The 26,225-nt window shown below is 70.0% G+C and carries 27 protein-coding genes; 12 read left to right on the top strand and 15 right to left on the bottom strand.

Features of this window, described 5'->3' with window-relative positions; all coding sequences use genetic code 11:
- Positions 1 to 63: 63 nt before the first annotated feature.
- Complete coding sequence (gene uppS, locus FKO37_RS27925) at positions 64 to 891, bottom strand: polyprenyl diphosphate synthase (RefSeq protein WP_199817156.1); 828 nt, start codon at positions 889 to 891, stop codon at positions 64 to 66.
- Between the two features lie 283 nt (positions 892 to 1,174).
- Between uppS and FKO37_RS27920 the strand changes: the two genes are divergently transcribed.
- Entirely contained in the window at positions 1,175 to 1,462 is a 288-nt protein-coding gene (locus FKO37_RS27920; RefSeq protein ID WP_238606413.1) for a hypothetical protein, read from the top strand.
- 342 nt (positions 1,463 to 1,804) lie between these two features.
- Here FKO37_RS27920 and FKO37_RS27915 read toward each other — a convergent pair whose 3' ends face one another.
- Positions 1,805 to 3,196 (bottom strand): KamA family radical SAM protein, encoded by a 1,392-nt coding sequence (locus tag FKO37_RS27915; RefSeq protein WP_238606412.1) that lies wholly within the window; start codon positions 3,194 to 3,196, stop codon positions 1,805 to 1,807.
- Positions 3,197 to 3,317: 121 nt separating this feature from the next.
- Here FKO37_RS27915 and FKO37_RS27910 point away from each other — a divergent pair, with 121 nt between their 5' ends.
- From FKO37_RS27910 to FKO37_RS27900, 3 genes are read left to right on the top strand one after another with little or no spacing between them, the layout of a single operon-like run.
- The gene (locus FKO37_RS27910; RefSeq protein WP_238606411.1) at positions 3,318 to 4,919 is read left to right on the top strand and encodes an amidohydrolase; all 1,602 of its coding nucleotides are present in this window, start codon (positions 3,318 to 3,320) and stop codon (positions 4,917 to 4,919) included.
- Between the two features lie 10 nt (positions 4,920 to 4,929).
- The gene (lnt, locus tag FKO37_RS27905) at positions 4,930 to 6,558 is read left to right on the top strand and encodes an apolipoprotein N-acyltransferase (RefSeq protein ID WP_134662736.1); all 1,629 of its coding nucleotides are present in this window, start codon (positions 4,930 to 4,932) and stop codon (positions 6,556 to 6,558) included.
- Positions 6,559 to 6,581: 23 nt separating this feature from the next.
- Positions 6,582 to 7,349 (top strand): polyprenol monophosphomannose synthase, encoded by a 768-nt coding sequence (locus FKO37_RS27900; RefSeq protein WP_037806192.1) that lies wholly within the window; start codon positions 6,582 to 6,584, stop codon positions 7,347 to 7,349.
- Positions 7,350 to 7,356: 7 nt separating this feature from the next.
- On the opposite strand, the gene FKO37_RS27895 is transcribed toward FKO37_RS27900, so the two are convergent.
- From FKO37_RS27895 to FKO37_RS27885, 3 genes are all read right to left on the bottom strand, one after another.
- Complete coding sequence (locus FKO37_RS27895) at positions 7,357 to 8,439, bottom strand: SRPBCC domain-containing protein (RefSeq protein ID WP_134662735.1); 1,083 nt, start codon at positions 8,437 to 8,439, stop codon at positions 7,357 to 7,359.
- On the bottom strand, positions 8,436 to 8,780 hold the full coding sequence (locus FKO37_RS27890) for a helix-turn-helix transcriptional regulator (protein WP_037806190.1): 345 nt from the start codon (positions 8,778 to 8,780) through the stop codon (positions 8,436 to 8,438). Before FKO37_RS27890 ends, FKO37_RS27895 begins: the two co-directional genes overlap by 4 nt.
- Before the next feature lie 79 nt (positions 8,781 to 8,859).
- Positions 8,860 to 9,336 carry a helix-turn-helix domain-containing protein gene (locus FKO37_RS27885; RefSeq protein WP_238606410.1) on the bottom strand — a complete coding sequence of 159 codons (477 nt, stop codon included), beginning with the start codon at positions 9,334 to 9,336 and terminating at the stop codon, positions 8,860 to 8,862.
- 49 nt (positions 9,337 to 9,385) lie between these two features.
- Between FKO37_RS27885 and FKO37_RS27880 the strand changes: the two genes are divergently transcribed.
- Positions 9,386 to 10,558, top strand: coding sequence for an MFS transporter (locus FKO37_RS27880; RefSeq protein ID WP_238606409.1), 1,173 nt, complete (start codon positions 9,386 to 9,388; stop codon positions 10,556 to 10,558).
- Here FKO37_RS27880 and FKO37_RS27875 read toward each other — a convergent pair.
- The gene (locus tag FKO37_RS27875) at positions 10,518 to 11,402 is read right to left on the bottom strand and encodes a LysR family transcriptional regulator (RefSeq protein ID WP_238606408.1); all 885 of its coding nucleotides are present in this window, start codon (positions 11,400 to 11,402) and stop codon (positions 10,518 to 10,520) included. The two genes, FKO37_RS27880 and FKO37_RS27875, sit on opposite strands and share 41 nt — an antisense overlap.
- 117 nt (positions 11,403 to 11,519) lie before the next feature.
- Here FKO37_RS27875 and FKO37_RS27870 point away from each other — a divergent pair, with 117 nt between their 5' ends.
- Complete coding sequence (locus FKO37_RS27870) at positions 11,520 to 12,008, top strand: cupin domain-containing protein (RefSeq protein ID WP_238606407.1); 489 nt, start codon at positions 11,520 to 11,522, stop codon at positions 12,006 to 12,008.
- A 129-nt stretch (positions 12,009 to 12,137) separates the two neighbouring features.
- Here the strand turns inward: FKO37_RS27870 and FKO37_RS27865 are convergent, their stop codons facing one another.
- The 3 genes from FKO37_RS27865 to FKO37_RS27855 form a co-directional block, all read right to left on the bottom strand.
- Positions 12,138 to 12,485: an RNA polymerase-binding protein RbpA gene (locus FKO37_RS27865; protein ID WP_009078445.1), complete on the bottom strand. Its 348-nt coding sequence runs from the start codon at positions 12,483 to 12,485 to the stop codon at positions 12,138 to 12,140.
- 226 nt (positions 12,486 to 12,711) lie between these two features.
- A complete protein-coding gene (locus FKO37_RS27860) occupies positions 12,712 to 13,473 on the bottom strand; it encodes a thymidine kinase (protein WP_182889288.1) in 762 nt (253 codons plus the stop codon).
- A gap of 22 nt (positions 13,474 to 13,495) precedes the next feature.
- Positions 13,496 to 14,896 (bottom strand): MFS transporter, encoded by a 1,401-nt coding sequence (locus FKO37_RS27855; RefSeq protein ID WP_238606406.1) that lies wholly within the window; start codon positions 14,894 to 14,896, stop codon positions 13,496 to 13,498.
- Between the two features lie 250 nt (positions 14,897 to 15,146).
- Between FKO37_RS27855 and FKO37_RS27850 the strand changes: the two genes are divergently transcribed.
- Positions 15,147 to 15,851: a transglycosylase family protein gene (locus tag FKO37_RS27850; protein ID WP_051728517.1), complete on the top strand. Its 705-nt coding sequence runs from the start codon at positions 15,147 to 15,149 to the stop codon at positions 15,849 to 15,851.
- Here the strand turns inward: FKO37_RS27850 and FKO37_RS27845 are convergent.
- Both FKO37_RS27845 and FKO37_RS27840 read right to left on the bottom strand, forming a co-directional pair.
- The gene (locus FKO37_RS27845) at positions 15,784 to 16,782 is read right to left on the bottom strand and encodes a YafY family protein (protein ID WP_238606405.1); all 999 of its coding nucleotides are present in this window, start codon (positions 16,780 to 16,782) and stop codon (positions 15,784 to 15,786) included. The two genes, FKO37_RS27850 and FKO37_RS27845, sit on opposite strands and share 68 nt — an antisense overlap.
- A 40-nt stretch (positions 16,783 to 16,822) precedes the next feature.
- A complete protein-coding gene (locus tag FKO37_RS27840) occupies positions 16,823 to 17,599 on the bottom strand; it encodes a glycerophosphodiester phosphodiesterase family protein (protein WP_037806670.1) in 777 nt (258 codons plus the stop codon).
- Between the two features lie 66 nt (positions 17,600 to 17,665).
- On the opposite strand from FKO37_RS27840, the gene FKO37_RS27835 reads away from it, so the two are divergent.
- Complete coding sequence (locus FKO37_RS27835; protein WP_051173084.1) at positions 17,666 to 18,046, top strand: hypothetical protein; 381 nt, start codon at positions 17,666 to 17,668, stop codon at positions 18,044 to 18,046.
- 95 nt (positions 18,047 to 18,141) lie between these two features.
- Positions 18,142 to 18,963, top strand: a complete 822-nt coding sequence (locus FKO37_RS27830) for an RNA ligase family protein (protein ID WP_238606404.1) — start codon at positions 18,142 to 18,144, stop codon at positions 18,961 to 18,963.
- A gap of 404 nt (positions 18,964 to 19,367) precedes the next feature.
- Here the strand turns inward: FKO37_RS27830 and FKO37_RS27825 are convergent, their stop codons facing one another.
- From FKO37_RS27825 to FKO37_RS27815, 3 genes are all read right to left on the bottom strand, one after another.
- On the bottom strand, positions 19,368 to 19,832 hold the full coding sequence (locus FKO37_RS27825) for an SRPBCC family protein (RefSeq protein ID WP_238606403.1): 465 nt from the start codon (positions 19,830 to 19,832) through the stop codon (positions 19,368 to 19,370).
- A 4-nt stretch (positions 19,833 to 19,836) separates the two neighbouring features.
- Positions 19,837 to 20,862 (bottom strand): tyrosine-type recombinase/integrase, encoded by a 1,026-nt coding sequence (locus tag FKO37_RS27820; protein ID WP_051173085.1) that lies wholly within the window; start codon positions 20,860 to 20,862, stop codon positions 19,837 to 19,839.
- 655 nt (positions 20,863 to 21,517) lie between these two features.
- Positions 21,518 to 22,228, bottom strand: a complete 711-nt coding sequence (locus FKO37_RS27815; protein WP_238606402.1) for an SDR family NAD(P)-dependent oxidoreductase — start codon at positions 22,226 to 22,228, stop codon at positions 21,518 to 21,520.
- A gap of 61 nt (positions 22,229 to 22,289) precedes the next feature.
- Here FKO37_RS27815 and FKO37_RS27810 point away from each other — a divergent pair, with 61 nt between their 5' ends.
- Positions 22,290 to 22,892 carry a hypothetical protein gene (locus FKO37_RS27810; RefSeq protein WP_205673089.1) on the top strand — a complete coding sequence of 201 codons (603 nt, stop codon included), beginning with the start codon at positions 22,290 to 22,292 and terminating at the stop codon, positions 22,890 to 22,892.
- Here the strand turns inward: FKO37_RS27810 and FKO37_RS27805 are convergent.
- Entirely contained in the window at positions 22,889 to 23,755 is an 867-nt protein-coding gene (locus tag FKO37_RS27805) for an LLM class flavin-dependent oxidoreductase (protein ID WP_238606401.1), read from the bottom strand. The two genes, FKO37_RS27810 and FKO37_RS27805, sit on opposite strands and share 4 nt — an antisense overlap.
- Before the next feature lie 244 nt (positions 23,756 to 23,999).
- Here FKO37_RS27805 and FKO37_RS27800 point away from each other — a divergent pair, with 244 nt between their 5' ends.
- Together FKO37_RS27800 and FKO37_RS27795 are read left to right on the top strand one after the other, a co-directional pair.
- Entirely contained in the window at positions 24,000 to 24,605 is a 606-nt protein-coding gene (locus FKO37_RS27800; protein ID WP_134728303.1) for a TetR/AcrR family transcriptional regulator, read from the top strand.
- On the top strand, positions 24,589 to 26,205 hold the full coding sequence (locus FKO37_RS27795) for an acyl-CoA dehydrogenase family protein (RefSeq protein ID WP_238606400.1): 1,617 nt from the start codon (positions 24,589 to 24,591) through the stop codon (positions 26,203 to 26,205). The genes FKO37_RS27800 and FKO37_RS27795 overlap by 17 nt, the downstream gene beginning before the upstream one ends.
- The last annotated feature ends 20 nt before the right edge of the window (positions 26,206 to 26,225 follow it).

Genomic DNA, 26,225 nt, shown 5'->3' with positions numbered 1-26,225 from the left:
CGCCCCGGCGGTCACCTTGCCCCTCCGGCTGACCGTCGAGTGCGGAACTTCCGCACTCGACGGTCAGCGGCCGTAACGACGGTTCCGCCGCGCGTAACTGCGGAGGGCCCGGAGGAAGTCGACCTCGCGGAAGGCGGGCCAGAAGGTGTCGCAGAAGTACAGCTCGGAGTAGGCGCTCTGCCAGACCAGGAAGTTGGACAGCCGTTGTTCCCCGCTGGTGCGGATGACCAGGTCGGGGTCGGGTTGCCCGGCGGTGTAGAGATGCCGGGACACGTCTTCCATGGTGATGGTGTCGGCGAGTTCGTTCAGGGTCCCGGCCGCGGCGTGTTCGGTCAGCAGGGCACGCAGTGCGTCGACGACCTCCTGGCGGCCGCCGTAGCCGATGGCCAGCGTGATGTGGTGGCCGGTGTCGCAGTCGCGGGTGACCTCGACAGCGTTCTTCAGCGCATGCGCGGTGGTGTCGGGCAGGGCGTCGAGAAGACCGGCGACGTGCACCTGCCACCCCGCGTCGGGCTGGGCGAGCTTGTCGGTGATGACCTGCTCGATCAGGTGCATCAGGTACGAGACCTCGGCGTCGTCGCGGCGGGCGAGGTTCTCGGTCGAGCAGAGGTAGATCGTCACGTGCTTGACGCCCGCGCGCTCGCACCAGGACAGCACGGTCTCGACGTGTTCGGCCCCGCGCTTGTGCCCCATGCTGAGGTCGGCCATGCCCATCTGCCGAGCCCAGCGCCGGTTGCCGTCCATGATGATCCCGATGTGCCCCGGCAATTCGGCGCCCACGAGCTGTTTCCGCAGCCGGTGCGTGTAAATCCCGTAGATGATTCGCTGGACCGGACCAGGCAGCACGATGCGCACTCCGTTCGCCGTTGTTTCACGCGGGTTCGCGCCCATAGTAGCCAACCCCCTTTCCCTTCCGCGGACACGGTTCCCAGCAGCGGAAACGCTGCCAGAATTGTCGGCGTAGGTCGGTTTTCGGTTGCCTGGCAGGCCCGTTCTCCACAAAATTCTCAGGAAATGTTCGAACGACATCCAGAGGCTTCGGGAAATGTCGCTGTCACCGCCCATCGCGATCGGCAGCGTCCGGGAGCCGCGTTACTGCCTGGCGCGCAACGACCGCGAGCGCGTAGGTTCTCGACTGGAAGGCATGCGTCGCCGGGCTAGGGGGAGGAAGCCGTTGGACCTCACGAAGCGGCTGGCAGTAGTCACGAAGCTTTTCGAGGCCCACATAAAGACGCCATTCCCGGCAGGCTTCGACCTGGCGATGCTTGACGCGGACCTAGCCGGTTGTGTCTCCACATGGTTAGTGCAACAAGGTCACCTGGACGACCGGAGATGGAACATTCTCGCCGAATGCGAACAGGACCTCATTCGGGCCATCCCCGAATCGGCCGCCGACAGTCGCGTGTACTGCCAAAGGCTTCTGGACATGGCGGTATTGGTACTCGAGGCGGATTCCCCGTAGCGGCAGCGCTAGCCGACCTGCTGTCCGGCCCCGGCTCGGCGGCCACATCGCGGCACTCCCACTGGTGCCTGGCAGCAGCGGTGTCTTGGCTGGCGGTAGTTCAGTCCTCGGTGAGGTCTTAGGAAGGCCAGTGGGTGAGGAACGCGCCGAGGCGTCGTCGACGAGCTTGCCTTGTTCCGTTCCGCTCTGGACGGCATATAGGCACTCGGACGCACCGACGGCGACTTTGGCAGGTGCCTGGCCAGCGGATATACCGCCGGCCAGGCACCTCTTCGAGGTCTTCATCCCCGGTGCCGTCCGCCTACGGCAGGGCGCGGGTCCCGTGACGGCAAGTGTCCAGGATCAGCGACCCTTCTCGTCAGCCCACCACTTCTGCCCAGCCTCCGGCAGCGTCTGGATCGGGTCGTAATACGGGTACTTCCGCTGCAACGCCTCCGGGTCCTCGTGCTCGATCCCGGTCCGGTAGTTCTTCGTCCAGTACGAAATCCCGAGATTCCGGTCGTACTCCGCCAGCTGGTGCACCCACCGCTTCCCAACATAGGGCACATCGCACACGATCCGCGGCGTGGCATACCCCGGCAAATACCCCATGATCGAATGCTGCAATTCCTGCGCTTCCCAAACGGCAACCCGCCAGTGCTCAGCATTCGGAATCATGTCGCACATATAAAAATAGTAAGGCAGAATATTAGCCTCGCCCTGCAAAGCGAAGCAAAGATCCAGAAGCGCAGCCGGAGTAGCGTTGACCCCGCGCATCAGCACGCCCTGGTTCCGCACATCCCGCACCCCGACCTGCAACGCCGTCCGCGCGGCCTCTGCCACCAGCGGCGTCACCGACTGCGCGTGGTTGACGTGCGTGTGGATAGCCAGGTTCACCCCGCGTGCCTGAGCCGTCAGGGCGACCCGCTGCAGGCCCTCCGTCACCTTGGGCTGCAGCCAGTGCTGCGGGAGCGCCGCGAGGGCCTTCGTCGCCAGGCGGATGTCGCGCACCGTCTCGATGTCCATCAGGCGCATCAGGAACGACTCCAGCTGCGGCCACGGCACGTTCGCCACGTCGCCGCCCGACACCACCACGTCCCGGACGCCGGGGGTGCGCTTCAGGTAGTCGATCATGGCGTCCTGGCGGTCCACCGGCTTGAGCGCGAGCTTGTGCTTCTCCACCTGCTCGGTCGAGTTGCCGACGAGGTCCATCCGGGTGCAGTGCCCGCAGTACTGCGGGCAGGTCGAGATCATCTCGGCCAGCACCTTCGTCGGGTAGCGGTGGGTGAGCCCCTCGACCACCCACATCTCGGCCTCGTGCAGGGAGTCGCGTTCGGCGTGCGGGTGGCTGGGCCACGCCGGGTGCCGGTCGCTGCGCACGGGAAGCATGTAGCGGCGGATCGGGTCGGCGTAGAACGCCTCGGTGACCTTCGCCGGGTCGGTGCCCGCGTGCGGGGCCATCGTGTTGATCATCTGCGGCGGCAGCAGCATCGACATCGTGGCCATCTCGCGCTGGTCGGCGACCAGGTCCTCGTAGAACCGGTCCTCCAGCAGATCGCCCATGAGGGCCCGCAGCTGCTTGACGTTGCGCACGCAGTGCACGCGCTGCCACTGGGCGTCCCGCCACTCTGCTTCGGTCACGTCGTGCCAGCCGGGGAAGCGGCGCCAGTCGGGTTCGGCCAACTCGGCGCGGACGTACTCGTACGGCTGGTCGAAGGCGGCGGCAGTCGGCACAGGTTCCTGGATCGCAGTCATCTGTACTCCTAGTCGTCGGGAACGCGTGAAAATATCCTGCCATAACGTTAGTCGACCGTAAATCTTTCTGCACGATGACCCGGTCTGCCCTGCTCGGGGGACCAGGCGGGAGACTCGGGGAGTGAACGACAGCACCACGCTCCTGCTCGGCGGCCGCGTCTACACCCCGTCCTCGCCCGACGCGACCGCGATGGCGGTTTCCGGCGGCACCGTGGTGTGGGTCGGCCAGGACGCGCCTGCCCGCGCGCTGCACCCGGACGCCGAGGTCGTCGACCTGGGCGGGGCGTTCGTCGCACCGGCGTTCGTGGACGCGCACGTGCACGCCACCTCCACCGGCCTGCACCTGACCGGTCTCGACCTGACCGCCGTCCGCAGCTCCGCCGAACTCCTCGCCGCGGTGCGCGACGCCGTCGTTCCCGGGCAGGTCCTGCTCGCGCACGGCTGGGACGAGTCGTCCTGGACCGAGCAGCGGCTGCCGAGCCGCGCCGAGCTGGACGACGCCGCCGGGGACACGCCCGTCTACCTGAGCCGGGTCGACGTTCACTCCGCTCTCGTCTCGAGCGCACTCACGAAACTCGCGCCGGGCGTCGAGTCCAAGGCGGGATGGTCCGCCGACGGCCCGCTCACCCGCGACGCCCACCACCTCGTCCGCGGAGCCGCCCGAGACGCGATCACCCGAGCACAGCGGCAGGCGGCCCAGCGCGCGTTCCTGATGACGGCTGCCGCGCGCGGGATCGTCTCGGTGCACGAATGCGCGGGTCCGGACATCTCCGGCGAGGAGGACTTCGCCGACCTCCTCGCGCTGGCCGGCCCGACGCTGCCCGAGGTCGTCGGCTACTGGGGCCAGCTGAACGGCCTCGACACCGCCCGCCGCCTCGGCGCGCACGGCGTAGCCGGAGACCTCTTCGTGGACGGCGCGCTCGGCTCCCGCACCGCGGCCCTCACCGCGCCCTACTCCGACGAGCCCGGCACCTCCGGCTCCCTCTACGCCGACGCCGCGGTCATCGCCGACCATCTCGTGGCCTGCACCGAAGCCGGGCTGCAGGCGGGCTTCCACGTCATCGGCGACGCCGCCGTCGGGGAGGTGGTCGAGGGGTTCCGGCTCGCCGAGAAGCAGGTCGGCCAGCGTCCCCTCGCGGCGCGGCACCACCGGGTCGAGCACCTGGAGATGGTCACCGCTGAGCAGGCGCGCGCACTCGCCGGATGGGGCGTCGTCGCGTCCGTGCAGCCGCTCTTCGACGAAGCCTGGGGCGGCACCTCCGGCATGTACTCCGAACGGCTCGGCGACCGGGCGGCAGCGCTGAACCCCTTCGCCCAGCTCGCCGCCGAGGGAGTCGTGCTCGCCTTCGGCAGCGACGCCCCGGTGTGCGCGGTCGACCCATGGGCTTCCGTACGCGCGGCCGTGCACCATCACACGCCCGAAGCGCGCCTGTCCGCCCGCGCCGCGTTCACCGCCCACACGCGCGCCGGACACCGCGCGGCGGGCGTCAACGACGGCGTGACCGGCAGCCTCGTCCCGGGCGCGCCCGCGCACTACGCGATCTGGGACGCGGCCGACCTCGTCGTCGCCACCGCCGACAGCCGCGTGCAGCGCTGGTCCACCGATCCGCGTTCGGGCGTGCCGCCGCTGCCGAGGCTGGAGCCGGGCACTGCGCTGCCGCGCTGCCTGCGCACGGTCCGCGGCGGCACAGTCATCTACGACGAGTTCACACCGGCCGCTTAGAGTTCCGGGTGTGGCAGTGAGCGTGGCGGACGCCGATTCGGGCGTTCCGCACAAGACCAAGCGAAAGCGGGCGTGGAAGCCCTGGCTGGCGCGCGTCGCGGCGACGGCGGCGACCGGCTACGGCTACTACCTCAGCTTCGCGCCGCGCCCGCTGTGGTGGCTGGCCCCGATCGCGTTCGCCGCGTTCGCGCTGCTCCTTCGCGGACGGTCGTTCCGCGGCGCGTTCGGGTACGGCTTCGTGTTCGGCATGGCGTTCTTCGTGCCGCTGCTGGTGTGGCTGCAGGACTTCCTCGGCCGCGACTTCGGGCCGCTGCCGTGGCTGGCGCTGTCGTTCGCGCTGTCGCTCTACTTCGGACTCGCCGGATGGCTGATCCGGGTCGTGGCGCGGCTGCCGCTGGCGCCGCTGTGGGGCGCGCTGGTGTTCGTCGCGCTGGAGACGCCGCGCACGTGGTTCCCGTTCGGCGGGTTCCCGTGGGGCCGGGTCGCGTTCAGCCAGCCCGAGGGCGCGTTCCTGTCGCTCGCGTCGGTCGGCGGCGCGCCGCTGGTCGGTTTCGCCGTCGTGCTCACCGGTTTCGGTCTCGCCGCGGTGCTCGGCAGGCTCTGGCGCACGCGCAAAGCCTGGGACCGCGCACTGGTCTGGCCCGCCGTGTTCACCGTCCTTCCCGCCGCGGCCGGGCTCGCGGTGTGGCCGACGATCGGCACCGAGGCCCAGGACGGCTCGCTCACCGTCGGCTCCGTGCAGGGCAACGCGCCGGACATCGGCCTGGCTCTGCAGGGCCAGCGCGGGGTGCTGCGCGCCAACGCTCTCGCCGAGAGCGCGCGGCTGCTGCAGAAAGTCCAATCAGGACAGGCGCCGAAGCCGGATCTGCTGCTGTGGCCGGAAACCTCGACCCCGCTCGACGGCGACGACCCGGGCGTCGACCAGGTGGTGTCGGCGTTCGGGGCCCCGGCGATCATCGGCGCGCTCGTGCGCACCCCGGACGGGGCGGCGGAGAACTCCGCGGTCGTCTGGGACCCGAACACCGGGCCGGGGCAGCGGTACGTCAAACAGGATCTGGTGCCCTTCGGCGAGTACGTGCCCGCGCGCGCCGTCGCACGGCTGGTGACGCCGTTCATCGACGACACCCGCGACATGCGTCCCGGCGACGGCTCCAACGCCGCCCTGTCGGTCGCGGGCACCAAGATCGGCGTGTTCATCTGCTACGAATCGGCCTTCGACGGTCCCGCTCGCGACGCGACCAACGCGGGCGGCGAACTGCTCGTCGTGCCGACCAACAACGCGTGGTACGGGCCGGGGGAGATGAGCTACCAGCAGCTGGCGATGGCGCGGCTGCGCGCGGTCGAGCACGGGCGCGCGGTGGTGGTGTCGGCGGTGTCCGGGGTGAGCGCGCTGGTCGCCCCGGACGGGACGATCACCAGCTCGACCGGGCTTTTCACGGCGGATGCCCTGGTCGGGCGCGTGCCGCTGCGCACGCAGACTACGCTGTCGGATCGAATCGGTGCGTGGACGGAGTACGGACTGCTGGCGTTGGCGATCGCGGGTGTCGCCGGCGGGTTCGTGCTCCGTTTTCGCACCCGGCGCGGCGAAGCAGCGACGGCCGCGAAGACGGGGACCACAGCAGGGGAAGCGGCGGGCTGACTCGCCGGATGCGGAGGAGACGGATGGCGCAGGCGCCGCGGGGGGCCGAAACGATCGAACCGGTGCTGGTGGTGATCCCGACCTACAACGAGCGGGACAACCTCGGCCCGGTGCTGGACCGGCTCCACAAGGCACTCCCGGACGTCGACGTGCTCGTCGTCGACGACGGCAGCCCGGACGGCACCGGCGAGCTGGCCGACGAGCGCGCGGCCGCGGACAAGCGGGTGCACGTGCTGCACCGCACCGCGAAGGAAGGCCTCGGCAAGGCCTACATCGCCGGGTTCCATTGGGGGATGGAGCGCGGCTACGCGACGTTCGTGGAGATGGACGCCGACGGTTCGCACGCGCCGGAGGACCTGCCGCGGCTGCTGGACGCGGTCGGCGACGCGGACCTGTCGATCGGGTCGCGGTACGTGCCCGGCGGCAGCACGGTGAACTGGCCGCTGCGCCGGACGCTGCTCTCGCGCGGGGCGAACCTGTACTCGCGGATCGCGCTGGGGATCAAGGTCGCGGACATGACCGCCGGGTTCCGCGCGTACCGGCGCCCGGTGCTGGAGAAGCTGGCGCTGAACGAGGTCGCCTCGCACGGCTACTGCTTCCAGATCGACCTCACGCGCCGCACCGCGGACGCCGGGTTCGACATCGTCGAGGTGCCGATCACCTTCACCGACCGGGAGATCGGCGTGTCGAAGATGAGCGGCGGCATCATGTCCGAGGCGTTCTTCCGGGTCGCGGAGTGGGGCGTGCAGCGCCGCCTGGCCCAGCTGAAGAAGCTGCTGGGCCGGGGCTGAGCGGCGGCTACTTCAGGACGCGGTAGGTGAGGTGTTCGGCGCCCGGCGTCGACACCGCACCGAGCGGCTCCAGCCGCACCGGCCCGGGATTTCCCTGGGGGAACAACGGGGTTCCGCCGCCGAGGACGATCGGCGCGAGGTGGATCCGCAGCACGTCCGCCAGCCCGGCGTACAGGACCTGCGACGCGATCGACCCGCCGCCCATCACGACGACGTCCTTGTCGCCCGAGGCCGCGCGCGCCTGCTCGACCGCCTGCTCGACGCCGTCGGTGACGAACCGGAACCGCTCGCCGAGGCGCACCTCGCGGGGCCGTGCGTGGGTGACGACGAAGACCGGCGGGGCGACGGTCTGGTCTTCGTCGTAGCCGTAGCCGATCTCGTCGTTCCAGCCCTGCGGCCCGTCGACGACGTCGAAGGTGCTGCGGCCCATCACCACGGCTCCGGTTTCGGTGAACGACCGGTGCAGGATCTCCGAATCGCGCGGCGTCGGCTCGGACACCCAGGCGTGCAGCGGTTCGCCGCCGACGCCGAGACCGTGTTCGGGATCGGCTCCTGGCCCGGTGACGTAGCCGTCCAGCGACATCGAGATGTCCACGACCACCCGGCTCGTGCCTGGCTGCTCCGCGTCGCGCGCGAGTTCGCCGAGCCGGTCCATCGAATCGCGGATCCCGCGTTCCATCCCGCTCGCGACCATGGCGTCGCGGGCCTCGACGCTCGGGAACACCGACCGGGCTCGCAGCCGCGTCCGGCCGTCGAGTTCCTCGAAGATCAGGGTCTCCAGGCTGACCTGGCCGGGCGCGCCCTCGTACTCGAAAGTCTGCACTATCCGCTCGGCTCTCTCCACGGAATGGAAGACGCCGCGGAAGAGGTGCTCGCTGCCGTCGGTATCGACATGCGCGTAGCGGTACGCCCCGCCGGAATGCGGGTCGAACTCGAGGAGCCGCATCTCGACGTCGCGCGGACCGAGCCAGCGGGTGATCAGGTCGGGGTCGGTGTAGGCGCGGAAGAGCTGCGCGGGCGTCGCGTCGAACTCGCGGACGACCTCGACGAACGGGCTGCCGGGCTGGGCGGTGATGGTGGTCGGGTTCATCGGTCCTGCTCCTTGGTCTCTTCGAGAAGGCTGTCGAGGCGGCGGAACTCGCGTTCGCGGGTGAGCCGGTAGGTGTCGATCCAGCTGGTCAGCTCTTCGAGAGCGGCGGCGTTGAGGTGGCACGGGCGGCGCTGGCCGTCGCGGCTGCGCGTGATGAGCCCGGCCGCCTCCAGCACCTGGACGTGCCGCGACACGGCTTGCTTCGTCACCGGGAACGGCTCGGCCAGCTCGTTCACCGTCGCCTCGCCGCGCGACAGCCGGGCGATCAGCGCGCGCCGGATCGGGTCGCCCAGCGCGGTGAAGGCCCGGTCCAGCCGGTCCTCGACGTTGTCAACGGACATCTTTATCAACCGATCTCTTTATCAAGCAGTACGTTGACAATAAGCCCGTCGCGTCGCCAGGGCAAGGGTCCGGCGGGATTCAGCTCTTGCGCACCGAGGTCGTCTCGACGTCGACCGTCGCGCCGTTCGCGGCGACCGGCGCGAGCAGCGGGATCGGCTGCCCGGTGTCGTCGACCAGCACGGAGTGGTCTTCACCGGGGGAGAAGGCGTGCCGCTCGCCCCACTGCCGGAGCGCGACGACGACGGTGAACAGGTCGCGGCCGGCCGACGTGAGCGAGTAGACCTGCCGTTTGCCGGATTCCGCGGTCTGCCGGTCGAGGACGCCGCGTTCGACCAGGCGGCGCAGCCGGTCGGTGAGGATGTTGCGGGCGATGCCGGTGCGCTGCTGGAAGTCGGTGAACGCCCGCGCGCCGTCCATCGCGTCGCGGACGATCAGCAGGCTCCACCGGTCGCCGACGAGGTCGAGGGTGCGGGCCACCGGACACGACGGGTCGGTCCAGGCCGGGGTGCCGTCCACGCTCGCGGGCCTCCTTGATGAGTTGCACTTTGAAACCATTCTGCCGTACGGTGCGATTAGTTGCAATTCGCTACTGATTGGGGGACTCATGGGCCTGACCACGGGCCGCCGGACGGTGTTCGCCGCGGTGTGCGCGGTCGCCGTCGCGAGCATTTACGCCGCTCAGCCGGTGCTGGCCGAGATCGGCGCGGACCTGGGCGTGCCGGACGCCGGCCTGGGCTGGATCGTCGCCGCCGGACAGCTCGGCTACCTCGCCGGTCTCGCCGCGCTCGTCCCGCTGGGCGACCTCGTCGACCGGCGCGCACTCATCGCGGCGCACCTGCTGCTGACCGCCGTCGGAGCCGGAGCGGCCGCCGTAGCAAGCCAAACCTGGCTGCTGCTGGCAGGGCTGGTGCTCGCGGGACTGTTCGCGGTGGTTGTGCAGACGACGGTCGCCTACGCCGCCGCACTGTCCACTCCGGACGAACGCGGCCGCACCCTCGGCGTCGTGACGTCCGGGGTCGTCATCGGCATTCTCGGCGCCCGCGTCGCCGCCGGAGCGCTGGCCGAACTGTGGGGGTGGCGCAGCGTCTACGTCGCGCTCGCGGTGCTGCTGGTGACGCTCGCCGGTCTCGTGCTGAAGACGATGCCGCCGGATCCGCGCCGCGACGGCACGACTTACCGGCAGGTGCTGAGCTCGCTCGGCGGGCTGTTCCGGGAACCGCTGTTCCTCTCGCGGGGCTTGATCGCGTTCTTCCTGTTCGCGTCGTTCGGCGCGCTGTGGAGCGGTCTGTCGCTGCCGCTCGCCGCGGACCCGTGGAACCTGAGCACCGCGCAGATCGGCCTGTTCGGACTCGTCGGCTTGGCAGGCGCGCTCGGGGCCGCCCGCGCCGGACGCTGGGCCGACCGGGGACGCGCGAGCCTGGTCACCGGCGGAGCGCTGGTCCTGCTGGCGGTGTCCTGGCTCGCGGTCGGGCAGCCGTCGCTGTGGTTGCTGGGGCTGGGCGTGCTGGTGCTCGATTTCGCTGTGCAGGCAGTGCATGTCAGCAATCAGCACCTGCTCACCGCGGCGCATCCGGACCGCACCAGCAGCGTCATCGGCGGGTACATGATCTTCTACTCGCTCGGCTCCGCACTGGGCGCGACCGCGACGACCACCGCGTTCGCCGCGGCGGGCTGGACCGGCTCCGCCGTGCTGGGCGCGGCGTTCGCCGCGTGCGCGTTCGCGGTGTGGGCCTGGGCTAGGGCCGGTGATCGGCGGCTGTCGACGCGAACGCCTTGACCAGCGCGGTTTCCCCGGCGCTGCGCCACATCAGCCCCCACCGGGCAGGCGGGGTGTCGCGGAAGGGCACGAACGCGATGCCCGGCCGGGCGAAGTACTCCGCGGCGTGCGCGGCGAGCGGGCAGATCCCTTCGCCCGCGCCGATGACCAGAAGAAGTTCCTGAAACGTGCGATAGGCGCGCCCGCGGGCGATCGGAACGCCCGCGGGCGTCGTCCACGGCTCGGGCGGCTCCCGCCAGTAGGCGGGCGGCGGGTGCGCGGCGCGCAGGACCGTGTCGCGGCCGAGGTCCTCGAGCGTGACGAACTCCCGGCGCGCGAACGGATGCCCGGACGCGACGGCGAGCACCATCGGCTCGGTGTGCACGACCGGTCCCGTCGTGATCGACGGCTCGGCGACCGGCAGCAGCACCACGGCCAGGTCGGCTTCGCCGGAACGGAGCGTGGCGAGCGGGTCCTCGAACGGAGCCTCGCTGATGTCGACCTCGCAGCCCGGATACCGAGCCCGGAAGGCGGCCGTGACGCTGGAGATCAGATTCGCCACCGCCGGAGCCTCGAAGGCGAGCCGCAGGACGCCTTCGACACCGCGTCCCGCCGCGACCGCGCGCTCGATCCCGGCCAGCAGTTGCCGGTAGGCGGGCCGGATGTCGGCCTCCAGCGTGCGGCCGATCGGGGTCAGGGAGACCCGCCTGCTCGTGCGGTCGAACAACCGGGCCCCGATCCGGCGCTCCATCGTCTTGACCGACTGGCTGACCCGCGCCTGCGACACCCGCAGCCGTTCCGCGGTCCGGCCGAAGTGCAGTTCCTCGGCGAGCGCGAGGAAGACCTCGATGTCCCGGTGTTCCACCCGCGCCTCCGATCGATAACCCAGAGCTTATCAACCGATCCGGACTTCTCCGTTGTTCGCCCAGCTCAGCGCCGGAAAAGTAGACCTTGTCCAGCCCGCTCTGCCCCGGAGGAACCGATGTCGCACCCCACCCTGATCCGCGCCGCCGAGGCCGAAGTCCTGTCGGATGCTCCCGGCAGCCTGATCGCCCTGCTGGCCGACTCCGGCGCCACCGGCAACCGGTTCACCGCCAACCGCGCCACCCTGGACGAGGGCGTCTTCGGCACGCCCGCGCACTTCCACACCCGCGCGACCGAGTTCTTCTACGTCCTCGGCGGCGCCCTGCAGGTCCTGGCCGGCGACGAACTGCACACCCTGGAAACCGGCGATTTCCTCGCGGTGCCGCCGACCGTCCCGCACGCCTTCGGCCCGGCCGCGGGCTCCGGCGCCGACGTCCTGGTGGTCTTCACCCCCGGGATGGACCGCTTCGGCTACTACCGGCTGCTCGACCGCGTCGCCCGCGGCGAGGCGGACCCGAAGGAGATCGCCGCTTCCGCCGAGCAGTACGACAACCACTACGTCGACAGCCCCCGGTGGCGGCAAGCCCGCGCCGACGCGGCGGCCTGATCCGCGCGGCGCGGACCGGCGAGACGCGTGCACCGCCGGAGAGGTGCCGCGGACGCGGAACGGCCCCCGCGGGGGGAGGTCGCGGGGGCCGTTCCTGTTCGGTGGTGGGAGCCAGCTACTGGCCGAGGCTCAAGCGGACCGGCTGGTCCGGCGTCCCTTGAGCTCGGCGAGACGTTCGTTCAGCAGGTCCTCGAGCTCGGGGATGGAGCGGCGCTCCAGCAGCATGTCCCAGTGGGTCCTGGGGGGCTTGACCTTTTTTTGCTCGGGCTGCCCGCCGTCGACGATCTCGGATTCGCTGCCGTGCAGGCGGCACTCCCACACCGTCGGGATCTCGGCGTCGTCGGAGAACGGCACCTCGAACTCGTGGTTCTTGGGGCAGGAGTAGCGCACGGTACGGCGCGGAGCGAGGTCGTGATTGCGGTCGGTCTCGTAGCTGACCGCTCCCAGCCGGCTTCCACGGAGAACACGGTCGGCCATAGTGGGATTCCTTTCAGTCAGCTCCGGGTGGAGCCAGGGTGATGCTCACCCTATGCAACGAACGAGGCGTCCGGGGGATTCCCGGCACGCCATGTCGCTGCTCACGATGAGCTGCGTCACCCGTGGTCTTCAGCTTCCTCCAGAGGGAGTCTTTTCGCCCTCTGACGTGACGCGGATACCGCCTTCTTAGTGCGGATATCCCCCAGTCGGGCTAGTTAGGTTAGCTCTAGGACAACCGTAACTGACCGTGCTGGGCAGCGGCGGGTCCCAGATCCCCCGAGCGGAAGTGGCGACGGCACAGTACCTGATAACGGACCGTGACCGTTTCGGCATCAGACCGTGCTGAAGCTGAAGGTTCAACTACGGAGTGTTCGGTATCTGCCACCACAACGGTGTCTCCGTCACGGAGAATCACGTCGTCGCGGACCCGCGCGTTGAACCGGCCGGGCAGCCCGCACCAGCAGAGCACCTCGACCTGGACCGGCTGGAGCTCGTCGGCGATCTCGAACAAGCGGCCGGCCCCGGGGAACAGCCTGCTGCGGAAATCGGTCGCGATGCCGAAGCAGTAGACGTCGATGCCCGCCTCGTCGGCGAGTTCGGCGAGCTGGTCGACCTGCGCGGGGGAGAGGAACTGCGCCTCGTCCACGATCACGTAGTCCACGTGCTGCCCGCGCGCCCACTGCTCGCGCACCAGATCCCGCAGGTCGGTGCCGGTCGCGACCTCGGTCGCCCGCCGCGCGATGCCGATCCGGCTGGTGATCTGCGGCGCGCCGGACCGGTCGTGGCGGACCAGGACGAGACCGCGCCGGCCCTGGCGCGCGTGGTTGTGGTCGATCTGCAGCGCGAGCGTCGACTTCCCGCAGTCCATCGGGCCGTAGCAGAACTTCAGCCGTCCCCGGGCCGGACCGTTGCGCCGGGCCCCGGCGGGCGGGGCCGCGGAAAGCGCGTCGGTGGGGTCGTCGAGCACAACGTCGTCTGCAGCGGTCACGACGACCGACCCTATCTGGGCCTCACAGCACCTCCGGCGGACGGTTGCCGGCGGCCGCGATCGCGCGCCGGACCGGCACCAGCGCGACGAACACGAAGCCGAGCACGAAGAACACCACGAGCGCGATGATCGCCAGCCGGAACGACCCGGTCGCCTGCCCGACGCCGGCGAACACCAGCGGGCCGAGCCACGACGTGCCCTTCTCGCCGACGACGTAGAGGGAGTAGTACTGCGCGTCCTTCCCGGCCGGGATCATCTGGCTGAACAGCGACCTGGCCAGCGCGTTCGTCCCGCCGAGCACGAGCCCGATGCCGATCGCGACGGCGAAGAACTGCAACGGCTGCCTCGGCTGCACGAAGTACGCCCCGCCCAGCACCACGACCCACAGCACGAGACTGACCAGGATCGTCCGCTTCGCGCCGAGGCGGCGCGCGAGCAGGCCGTGCAGGACGCCGCCCGCGTAGGCGAGGAACTGGATCACCAGGACCGTGACGATCAACACCTCGTCGGAGAACCGCAGCTCGTCCTTCCCGTACTGCGCCGAGACCGTGACGACGGTGTTGATCCCGTCCGCGAAAAGCAGGTAGCTGCCGAGGAAGGCGAGCGTGAGCGGATACGCCTTCGCCTCGCCGAGCGTCTGGCGCAGTTCGCGGAAACCGGCGCGCAGCACCGAGACGCCGCGCGCGGTCGCGGTCGGGACGTGGACGCGGGGGAGCCGGCGCAGGGTCGGGATGGTGAACAGGGCCCACCAGATCCCCGAGGTCAGGAAGCAGATCCGCACGGCGAGGCCGGTGTCGATGCCGAGGGACTCGCGGCTGAGGTAGAAGGCGAGCTGCAGCGCGAGCGCGAGCCCGCCGCCGAGATAGCCGAACGCCCAGCCCTTCGCCGACACGTCGTCGCGCTCGTCCGGCGTCGCGATGTCCACGAGGAACGAGTAGTAGACGACCAGCGAACCGCCGTACCCGATGTTGGCGAGGATGAACAGCGCCGCGCCCAGCTGCCAGTCCGAACCGGCCATGAAGAACATCAGCGCCGACGCCGCCGCGCCGAGCACCGCGAACCCGCCGAGGATCTTGCGCTTGTTGCGGCTGCGGTCGGCCACCGCGCCCGCGATCGGCAGCACCAGGACCTGCACGATCGTCGCCACCGACAGCAGGTAGCCCCACAGCGAACCGGCGGGGAAGTGGAGGCCGAACAGCGACACGTCGCAGTGGTTGAGCTTGTCGTCCGCCGCGGACGCGTTGAGACAAGCCCTGTCCCCGTTAAGGGTGATGTTCTGCTTCGCGTCCGCGGCCGCGACGGTGCTCATGTACAGCGCCCCGAACACCGTCGTGACCGACGAATAGAACGGCGAGTTGGCCCAGTCGTAGAAGTACCAGCCCCACCGTTCCCGCTTGCTGTCCCGGGTCTCGGCCAGCGTCATCCACGACTCCTCGAATCGGTGCGAATCTCCAGGTCGCGCCGGACATTACTGCCGCGAGGGCGACCGGTACCGCCGAAGGGGGCAAACCGTGTCCGGTTCGTCGCTTCCGGTTTCCGCCACGCCGCGCGGCGGAACGCGCGACACGCCGGGCCGGGCGTGTCGCTGCCGGGATTTCCGGGCGTGTCATGTGAGACTGCTGAGCGTGGTGTGACTCTTGTGGTCCATGGGTCGCGTGCTTAGTGTGCGTGGCATGACCAACCGCGTTCGCACTGCCAGACGGGCCGCCGCCAGAGCCTTGCTGCTCGTCGTCGCCGTCCTCGGCATGGAACTCGTCGTCACCGGCGCCGCCTCCGCGGACCCCGCCTCGGGCACCTGGGCCAAGCTCCGCATGTGCGAGTCGAGCGGCCGCTACTCGATCAACACCGGCAACGGCTACTACGGCGCCTACCAGTTCGACCTCCCCACCTGGCGCAGCGTCGGCGGCCAGGGCCGCCCCGACCAGGCCAGCCCCCGCGAGCAGGACTACCGCGCGCTCTACCTGTACCGGATGCGCGGCTGGCAGCCCTGGGAATGCGGCGGCATGCTCGGCCTGTCCAACGACGGCGACGCCCGCAGCAAGCGCGTCCCGTCCTGGGAAGAAGCCGCGTACATCGGCGGCGGCGGACTGCCGGCCCCGCCCGCGCCCAAGCCGCAGCCCGCCCCGCCGCCGGGACCGCCCGGCGCGACGCCCGCGTGGCCCGGCCTCGTCTACGCCTACGGCGACTGCGCGCCCGCGCTGCGCACGTTCCAGCTGCGGATGAACGCCTTCGGCTACGGCTTCACCGGCACCGGCTGCTACTACGACAAGACCCGCACCGCGGTGCTGGACCTGCAGCGCGCCAACGGCATCAACGACTCGGGCCGGCTGGGTCCGAAGACGTGGAAGGCAGCGTGGGAAGGCAAGGCTCCGCGCTGACCCGCCCCGCCTCCGCGTAGCGCGCGGCGAGCTGCCGGAACGCTTCCTTCAGTTCGGCCGGGCCGACGACCTCGACGTCGGCGTCGACCCGGCCGAACGAGGCGGCCAGCCCGCGCCACGACCAGGCGCCGAGGCTCACCCGGCACCGGTCCGGCCCGAGCGCCTCGATGACGCCGTCGGCCAGGTAACTCGCCGCTTCCGTCGCCGGGAGCCGCAGGATCACCTCGCCGCGGCACGGCCATTCGCCGGACAGATCCGTCCCGCGGAACCGCGCGGCCACGAACGCGGCGACATCGGACAGCCCGCGCTCGGCGAACTTCGGCCCCGTGGGCGTGCGCGGCGTGATCCGGTCCGCCCGGAAGATCCGCCAGTCCTCGCGATCGAGATCCCACGCGACCAGGTACCAGCGCTGGCCCCACGTGACGAGATGATGCGGCTCGACGCGCCGGGGCGGCGTATCCGTTGGCGCGTAATCGAACCGCAGCACCTCCCGGGCGCGCACGGCGGCGCTCAACGCGACGAGAGTGTGCGGATCCACGCTGGGCGCCGGACGTTCGACGGCGGTGAAGCTCAAGGCGTCCACCCGGTGCCGAAGCCGCGCGGGCATCACCTGCCGCACGGTCTGCAACGCCCGCTTGGCCGCCTCCTCGATCCCCGCCCCGGTCGCCGCCTGCAACGCGATCGCCAGCGCGACCGCCTGGTCGTCGTCGAACAGCAACGGCGGAAGCCGCGCGCCGGCGTCCAGCCGGTAACCGCCGTCCGGCCCCTTCGTCGTGACGATCGGATAACCGAGCTCCCGCAACCGATCCACGTCCCGGCGCACCGTGCGCGGACTGACCTCCAGCCGCTCGGCCAGCAGCGCACCCGGCCAGTCCCGCCGAGCCTGAAGCAACGAGAGCAGCGACAACAGCCGCGCGGAGGTCTTCGGCACGTCCTCGATCTTGCCTGAAGTAGCGGTCAGCTTCTGTCCGCTACTTCCACGCACCCCGCTCCCGCAGCACCTCGCGCAGCAGGTCCGGCCGATCCGTCACGATCCCGTGCACGCCGAGGTCCAGCAGCGTCCGCATCTCGTCCGCGTCGTCGATCGTCCACGTGTGCACCTCGAACCCGCGCCGCACCGCCGACTTCACGAACGCCTCGTCGACCACCTTCAACGGCCCCTGCCGCACCGGGACCTGCGCGAGCCAGCCTGCCGAGAACCGGCTGATCTGCAGCAGCGGCACCCAGCCGTTCGCCCACAGCAGGAACGCCGACCGCGGCCCCATCGCGGTCAGCAGCTCCGGCCCGGCCAGCCGCCGCAGCCGAGCCAGCCGGGAGTCCGAAAAGGACGCCGCGGCGACCCGCCCGACCGCACCGGTCCGCTGCAGCGTCCGCACGAACGGGACCACCGCGCTGTCGGCCTTCACGTCGATGTTGAAAAACGCCTCCGGCAGCTCTTCGAGGAGATCCTCCAGCCGCGACAACGGCGCCCGCCCGTCGATCTTGACGTCCTTGAGCTGCGCCCAGGTCTGGGTCGCGATCGCCCCGCGCCCGTCGGTCGTGCGGTCGAGCGTCGCGTCGTGATGGACGACCACCACCCCGTCCGACGTGGCGTGCACGTCGGTCTCGAGATAGCGGTACCCCTCGGCGGCCGCGCGCTGGAACGCCGGCAGCGAGTTCTCCAGCCCCTCGAGGTCGCCGATGTGCCAGCCGCGGTGGGCGAAGGCGCGGGGGAGCGAGTCGGCGAGGTACGGAAACGGTGGGCGCATGGTTCCAGTCTGCGCCATCGGTGTGGCCCCGTCGTGAGAACGTGATGGACAGCTAGAGTCCGGCGGGTGAGGGAACTGGCCGAACACGCCCTGACCGGCGACGAACGCGTCGTGCCGCGCCGCACGAACGCCCCGAAACACTGCGGCTGGTGCGGACGCCGCCTGCCCGAAGCAGGCAACGTCGGACGCCGCAGGCGCTACTGCGGGCAGTCCTGCCGACAGCGCGCCTACGAACGCCGGACCGCCCTGCAGCGCAGCGGCCTGCCCGAGGACGCCGTCGTGCTGTCGGACACCGAGATCGCCGCCCTGCAGGACCGCCTCTTCCAGCTGCGCTGCGCCGCGGAGGACATCGTGACGGCTGCTCAAGACGGCGCGTCAGCGGGCGAGCTGCGGCAGCTCGCGGAGGACATCGCCGCGGCGGCGAAGGATCTCGAACAGCTCCGCTGATCTTGTTCTAGAGCTGAAAAGTGCCTCCTGACCTGCTGTCTATTTTCTGTTATGCCAATTGACACAAGCTCCGCCGGTGCTCTAGCGTTCCCGCCATGGACGAACCCCGAGGGCGAGGCAGGCCCCGCAAAAACCCCGCGGCCCCGGCCCGCTGGACGCCCCCGGAAGGCTGGTCGCGCCTCGTCGCCTGGATCTCCCCGGAGGAGAAGAAGGCACTGAAACACGTCGCCGTCGAAGCGGACGTGTCAGTGGCAGACCTCGTCCGGTCGCTGGCGAGCGGACTGGCCGAGGGCGTCATCAGCCATGAGGAACTACTGGGGCACATCAGGAGAGGCAACCAAGTCATGGAGAAAATCCCCACGCTCTTCGAACGCGACGAGCGTTTCCAGGTGGTCGACCGGCCCCGCGCCGAATGCGCGTGGGTCTTCGACGGAGCCGGAGTGGGGACCGAGAAACTTGATGGCACCAACGTCCGCCTGACCGTCCGCTCCGGCCTCCTGGTCCGCGTCGAAAAGCGCCGAAACCCGAACAAAACCCAGAAACAGCAAGGCATCGTCGACGGCTGGTACGTCGACACCGACGAAACCTCCGCCGACGACAAGTGGATCCTCGCCGCCGCGGGAAACACCGACGTCTCGCAATGGCCGGACGGCGAGCACCCGTGCGAAGCACTCGGACCACGCATCCAGGGGAACCCGCTGGCGCTGCCGGACCACGTGTGCGTGCCGTTCGACTTCCAAGCGCCCACGGTGCTCGACGTCCCGCGCAGCTACCAGGGACTGCGCGAGTTCCTGACCACTTTGGACAGCAAATTCTCGCCGGGACACCTCGCGGAGGGGATCGTGTTCCACCACCCGGACGGGCGGAGGGCGAAGATCAAGCGCAAGGACTTTCCTCGGGGTGCGGCCGCGGCCTGAGCATCTCGGGCAATCTCCGGCGCGGTTGCCACTGACGGCTTGCGTCCAAGGGAGAGCCGTCTGACCTCGGGCCGGACGCGCTCGATCGGCCCAGAACGCAGCCATCACTGACGCGTGTCGAGGTCATCCGTCGGACGTAGACCCGCTTCCGAGCTTGTTTGTCCTCCGCTCCGTCCGGTGCGCTGGTTTCCGGCGCACCGGACGGACCTGCCGTTCCTCGAGTCCCGGCCGGACAGTCGAGCCGTGTGAGCGGAGCCGTGGTTCAGGCGTGCCAGACACAGGGGAGTGGCAGCCAATTCCCCCGCACCCCGGGCGCAAGCCAGCGCGCGGGTCCACCTCGGCGCATCACCGCATCCTTCGCGCCGCTACCTCCGAGGGGACCCCGCGCCTGCCCGAGACCCGAGCTACGACTGCGGAAGTTCTGCTGCTTTCGCCAGGTTCTCCAGCGACGCCGACAGCTTCTCCGCCGTAATGGTGCGGGCGCGGGCGTTCCGCATCGCGTCGTCCGGGTCGAGGTTCGACCAGTCGTAGGTGTGCGTCACCTCCGTACGCGTCTCGCCGAGCGGGTTCAGTTCCCAGCGCCACAGATGCCCCGGAGGCTGCTTGCCCGGTTCCGACGGACGCCACGCCACCCGGCGCGCCTCCTCGAACTCCACGATGTGGTTCTCCCGGACCCAGCCGTTCGTGAGCGTCGTGGCGAACACGTCGCCGACCGCGTGGACGCGCTGGCCCGGCTTCGACTCGGCCAGGTTGTCGTTGCCGTCCCAGCTCGGCTGCTGCGACGGGTCGGCGATCAGCTCGAAAATCCGCTCGGCGGGGGCCTCGATCTCACGGCTGGCGCGCACGACGCGCGAGGGTTCGTCAGTCACGCGCTCATGCAATCACATCGGCCTCCCGCGCAGTGCCTTCTTGCGGAGCATCGTCCCGAGCCAATCCGTTGAGCGCCCGATAGGTCCGGTTGCTCGCGGCGGCCGCTCGCTGTTCGCGTCCGGTCGCTTCGATGTAGTTCTGGCTCGTCGCCAAGCTCGCGTGTCCCAGCAGCGACATGATCTCCGACGCGGTGGCACCGTCTTCGGCCAGTCGCGTGGCGAAGGTGTGCCGCAGAGCGTGCAGATTCGCGCCCGTCGGCACCCTGTCATGCAGGCCCGCCCATCGGTAGCACGACTTCACCAGGTACTCGAGCGCACCGCGGCCGATCGGTTCGCCCGCCCGGTCCCGCAGCAGCGGCTCGCTCGCCGGGAATCGCTGCCGGGGGAACCGCCGGCGGCACGAGGCCTGGTAGTCCTCGATCAGTTTCGCCATCGCCGGTTGCACCGGGATCGACCGGTCCCGGCTGCCCTTGCCGTGGACGTGCAACCGCAGTTCGCCATCTCGCCCGACCACCGACCGCGGCGTGAGCGCACGCATTTCCGCTGCTCGCAGGCCCGCGACCAGCCCCAACGCCAGGACCAGCACGTCCCTCTCCGGCCAAGGATCCCGCGCGCGCCGGGCACCGTCGGCCGCCGCGGTGAGCAGCTGCTCGGGAGTTTCCTCGCCCCGCAACGGTTTCGGCGTGAGCGGGGGAGTCTTGGGCCGCGCGACCGCTCCCATGGGATTGCCGGGGAGCAGTCCGTCCGAGACGCAGAAGGTGAGGAACTGATTCCACGTCGACCACGCCCGCAGCACCGAGCTTTTCGCGTGATTATCGGCAAACGCGCCGAAAGCAGCACGCAGCACCGGCGCTGTCAGCTCTTCGACGTCCACCTCGTCGCGCCCCAGCTCCGCCAGCAGGAGAGCGGTGATCCCGGCGAGGTCCCGCCGATAGGCGGCAGTGGTGTGCGGCGAGTCCTTGCGCGGCCGCCGTGCCGCGAAGAACGCTTGCTGTGCCTCGGAAACGAGCATAGTGATCTTGTACCGCACAGCACCGACAATTTCGACGCTACCCGTTGTCTGATATATGATGCATAATAGCGATTATGCATGAAACATGGCTGCGGGAGGGGTTCTGCCGGGCTTGAGAAGGGGCTGAATCCCCTTGGGGGACAGCGCTTTCCGATCAGCCCGTTCGAGTCCCGGAGCGCCCTGCGTGCTCCAGAATCTCGCTGTTGAGGCTGGCTTCGGCGGCTTGGCTGAGCCTGACGTCGGACTGGACCGGCGACGTGTTCATCTGGTCGAGTGGATCTTCCGGCTGCCTGAGTCAGCGTCAGCGCGTTCGGAAAAGTTGTTGTGCTCCAACCTCAACGTCCTGCCAGTCGCACTTAATTCCTCACGGTGACGAATTAAGTGCGACTGAGACGGCAGTTCCCGTCGGGGATCTCGGGTTGCCCTCCGGCGGACTCGCCTCGGGTCTGGCCCAGAGAGCTCCTCAGCGACGTGCGCTGAGGAGGCCGCTGAGCCAACGAGCGCCCGAACGCCGCGTCGATGCGTTCAGGGACAAGTCGTACGAGCGCATCAGAGCCCTCAGAAAACCTCTCCTCAACCTGCTCATCTGCAGGTCAGCGAAACGCCGATAATGTACATTATGTCAAGTAAGCGGTGAGACGGCGTCCGACGCCACTCGCCCGCCCGTACGCGCTCACCACACCAGCGGGCCGTTGATGTCCGTGTAGGTGCCGGTCGGTCCGCTGGTGCCGATCTGCGCCATCCGGACGATGATCTCCGCACCCTGCTCGACCGGCTGTCCTCCGCGGCGTCCGTTGATGTCCGTCTGCGTGTAGCCAGGCTCGACGGCGTTGATGCGGATCCCGGGAAACGCCTTGGCGTACTGGACGGTCACCATGTTCACCGCGGCCTTCGACGCCGGGTATGCGACGCCGGGGTACGCGTACTGGTGCGTCGCCTCGTCCGTCATCCTGCCCAGCGATCCGAGCGCGCTGCTGACGTTCACCACCACTGGCGCGGACGATCGTTGCAGGAGCGGCAGAAACGCGTGCAACACTCGCACGACGCCGAAGACGTTGGTCTCGAACGTTTCCCGCATCAGGTCGGCCGTGGTTTCCGCTGCGCCGACCGATTCCCCATCGCTCTTCAGTTCGACGGCGATGCCTGCGTTGTTGACGAGGACGTCCAGTCCCCCGTCTGCCTCGATGGTTTTCGCTGCGGCGAGGACCGATGCTTCGTCGGTGACGTCGAGCTGGACGGTTCGTGCGCCGAGTTCTTCCGCGGCTCGTTCGCCGCGGGCAGCGTCGCGGGCGCCGAGGTAGACGGTGTGTCCGGCAGCGACCAAGCGGCGGGCGGTTTCGTAGCCGAGTCCTTTGGTGGCACCGGTGATGAGTGTTGTGGTCATGGCGGCGAACGTATGTGCTGGAGCGCGGACCAGGTCAAGCGTCCGGTGGCAGGATGGGAGGATGCCGCTGCCTGAGCCGACGACGCACGACTGGTCCCGTGATCACGATCCTGACCACTTGCGGTTGATCCGGGACAATCCAGTGCGGTACGCGCCGACCGGAATGTGTCATCTGATCCTGGAGGTGCTCGCTTACGCCGCGGACGAGGCGGAAGATCGCGGTGCGGGCCGGGCGGTCGTCGAATTTCACCCGGACGGTTCGGTTTCCGTTTCGGACGACGGGCGCGGGACGCAGATGGCGGCGGGCGATGACGGGCGGCCGGTGCGGAAGCCGGTGATGGCGACGAAAGACTTCCGGTACTTCGATTCTCCGCCCGCCACTCCCCTCCCGGACGGGCATCCGCGGTACGGGATGTCGGTGGTCGCGGCGTTGAGCGCGTGGTTGGTGCACACGAACCGGCGGGCCGAGGGCGCGTGGACGCAGCGGTATCGCGACGGCGTTCCGGCGGACGAGCTGGTTGCGGTGCCGTCGGACGGGACGACCGGGACGACCGGGACGACCGTGCGTTTCCTTCCGGCGGATGGGCTGGGCGGCGAGGTGTCGGCGGAGTCGGTGCGGCCGTTGGCGGAGCGGTTGAGCCGGGTGCTGGTGGTTGAGGTCTAGCCCACGCCCCTTGGCGGGCCCTGGCTGATGCGGCGCAGGGTGGGTTCGAGGCGGTCGAGGTCGCTGGTGGTGATCAGCTGCCGTTCGTCCCACCAGGTCGCGCCGGCTTCGGCCAGCGGGGCGATCAGGTCGCGGGCGCGGGCCGGGTCGCCCGGGGAGGCGCCGCCGACGACGAACTCGAACGTCTCCCCCGCGCCGTGTTTTCGGGCGTAGGCCACGACGTCGCGGACGTCTTCCGCGGCCGGGGCGACGCCGTGGGTGGCGTTTTTGAACAGCGGGGCGACGCCGTCCCAGCGCGCGGCGCGGCGGACGGGCTTGCGGTTGGGCCACACGGCGGCCAGCCAGACCGGCGGGCGCGGTTGCTGGACGGTGGCGGGCCGGAGGGTGACGTCGCGGACCTGGTAGTGCTTGCCGTCGTGGTCGACGGGGTTGCCGGACCAGTAGCGGTCGAGGAGGCCGAGGCTTTCGTCGAGATGTTCGGCAAGGACGACCGGGTCGGTGGGTTCGCCGAAGCTGCCGAACTCGTCCTGGATCGGTCCGCCGAGGCCGGCGCCGAAGATGACGCGCCCGCCGCTGAGGGCGTCGAGAGTGGCGACCTGGCGAGCGAGGTGCTCGGGACGGCGGCGGGGCACCGCGGTGACGAGCGTGCCGATCTTGAGCGTGGAGGTCGCGAGCGCGGCCGCGGTCAGCAGCATCCAGGGATCGCCGAACGGCTGGCCGCGGCGGATTTCCTTGTCGTGGACCACGTGGTCCCAGAGGAACAGCGCGTCCCAGCCTTCTTGTTCGGCCGCTGCCGCCACTCTCGCCACGGTCCGGGCATCGGCGAAGTCGCCGAAGTTCGGGATGTTGATCGAGAACCGCATGCCGGGCATGGTCCCGGCGAAAGTGCTGGCGGGGCAAGCGAATTAAGCCCGGTCCGGCGGGTGTTCGGGGGTGGCAGGATCGTCGCTGTGCCGGGTGGCCTCGTGGTTCGAGCCTGACGGTCGGCTCGGGGTCCCCGGCGAGGTCGTGCTCCCTGCAGACCTCTCCCCTCTCCCGCGCAGCCGACCGCGACGCTCGACCCGAGACCGTTGACGCAAGTTGTGAATCGATGGTTCACTTCTTCCCGTGGCCTACCGCAGAACGCCCAAAGTCCAGGAGCGCCTCGACGCGCTCCGGGAGACCATCCTGGACGCGACAGTGCAGCAGCTCGCCGAGCACGGGTACTCCGGTTGTTCGGTAGCCGCCGTCGCTGAGCGGGCCGGGGTCGCGGTCGGCACGGTGTACCGCCACTTCCCCACCAAGGCCGATCTGGTCGTGCGGGTCTTCCGGCAGGTCGTCTCGCGCGAGGTCGAGGCCGTGCGGTCCGCGGCGACGGGCCCGGTCGATCCGGTGGCTCGGGTCGTGGCGGTGTTCGAGACGTTCGCGTTGCGGGCGTTGAAGGCGCCGCGGCTGGCGTATGCCTTGCTGGCCGAGCCGGTGGACGCGGTGATCGACGCGGAGCGGCTCGAGTTCCGGCGGGTGTTCCGGGACGTCGTCGCCGAGCATGTCGCCGAAGGCGTCCGGACCGGGGTGTTGCCCGCGCAGGACGCGGCGGTCAGTGCGGCGGCGTTGGTCGGCGCCGCGGCGGAGGTGTTGATCGGTCCGCTGACCAGCGGCGGGTCGGCGGAGGTCAGCGAGTTGAGCACGTTTGTCGTGCGGTCACTGGGAGGTTCGGATGCCCGCAACGCATGAGGTCGTCAATCAGGTTCCGCCGCTGGAGCACGACACCGCCGCGGATCCGGCGCTGGCGGAGGCGGTCGGGCGCACCGAGGCGGCGTGGGTCGTCGACGAGCTGCACGAGCTCGGGCGGCTCGCCGGCAGTGAGCAGGTGCAGGTGTGGAGCAGGCTGGTCAACGAGAACGAGCCGGTGCTGCGCACGCACGACCGGTTCGGGCACCGGATTGACGAGGTCGAGTTCCATCCGCATTGGCACGACCTGATGAACGTCGCGGTGTCGCACGGGCTGCAGGCCGCGCCGTGGCGGGACGAGCGGCCGGGGGCGCACGCGGCGCGGGCGGCGAAGTTCTATGTCTGGAGCCAGTCCGAGGCCGGGCACACCTGCCCGATTTCGATGACGTACGCGGCGGTTCCGGCGTTGCGCGCCAACCCTGAGCTGACCGAGAAGTACGAGCCGTTGCTGGCGTCGACCGAGTACGACTTCGGGTTGCGCGAGCCGGGCACGAAGCGCGGGCTGATCGCGGGCATGTCGATGACCGAGAAGCAGGGCGGTTCGGACGTCCGTGCCAACACCACCGCGGCGCGGCCGGCGGGTGACGGCAGCTATCGGCTGGTCGGGCACAAGTGGTTCACCAGCGCGCCGATGTCGGACATGTTCCTCACGCTCGCGCAGGCACCCGGCGGGCTGTCGTGTTTCCTGCTCCCCCGGGTGCTCCCGGACGGCAGCCGGAACCCGATCCGGTTGCAGCGCTTGAAGGACAAGCTCGGCAACCGGTCGAACGCGTCGTCGGAGATCGAGTACGACGACGCGGTGGGCTGGCTCGTCGGCGAGGAGGGCCGCGGGGTCCGCACGATCATCGAGATGGTCAACAACACGCGGCTCGACTGCGCGCTCGGCAGCTCGTCGGGGATGCGGCTGGGCGCGGTCCGCGCGGTGCACCACGCGACGCACCGGTACGCGTTCGGCAAGGCGCTCGTGGACCAGCCGTTGATGGCGAACGTGCTGGCGGACCTGGTGATCGAGGCGGAAGCGGCGGTGGCGGCGTCGATGCGGCTCGCGGCCGCGGGCGACCGGCGCGACGACGAGCAGGAGCAGGCGTTCCGGCGGCTCGGGCTCGCGGTGACCAAGTACTGGGTGTGCAAGCGGGCTCCGATGCACGCGGCCGAGGCGCTGGAATGCTTTGGCGGCAACGGGTATGTCGAGGAGTCGGGCATGCCGCGGCTGTACCGGGAGGCCCCGCTGATGTCGATCTGGGAGGGGTCGGGCAACGTCGCGGCGCTGGACGCGTTGCGCGCGATGGGACGGCAGCCGGAGTCGGTGGCCGCGTTCTTCGCCGAGGTCGAGCAGGCCGCGGGCGGGGACGCGCGGCTCGACGACGCGGTCGACCGGCTCAAGAAGGATCTGTCCGATGTGGACGATCTGGAGTTCAGGGCGCGGCGGGTCGTCGAGTCGATGGCGTTGGTGCTGCAGGGTTCGCTGCTTGTGCGGCACGCGCCGCGCGCGGTGGCAGACGCGTTCTGCGGCACGCGGTTCGGCGGCGACTGGGGGCTGGCTTTCGGTACTTTGCCCGCTGGAACCGACACTTCCGCGATCATCGCCCGCGCTCGCGTCTAGTCCGCGTGTTTCGCCGGACG

The organism is Amycolatopsis sp. Poz14, from assembly GCF_006704225.1.
Taxonomy (GTDB): Bacteria; Actinomycetota; Actinomycetes; order Mycobacteriales; family Pseudonocardiaceae; genus Amycolatopsis; species Amycolatopsis nivea.
This window is presented reverse-complemented; position numbering and strand designations above follow the sequence as displayed.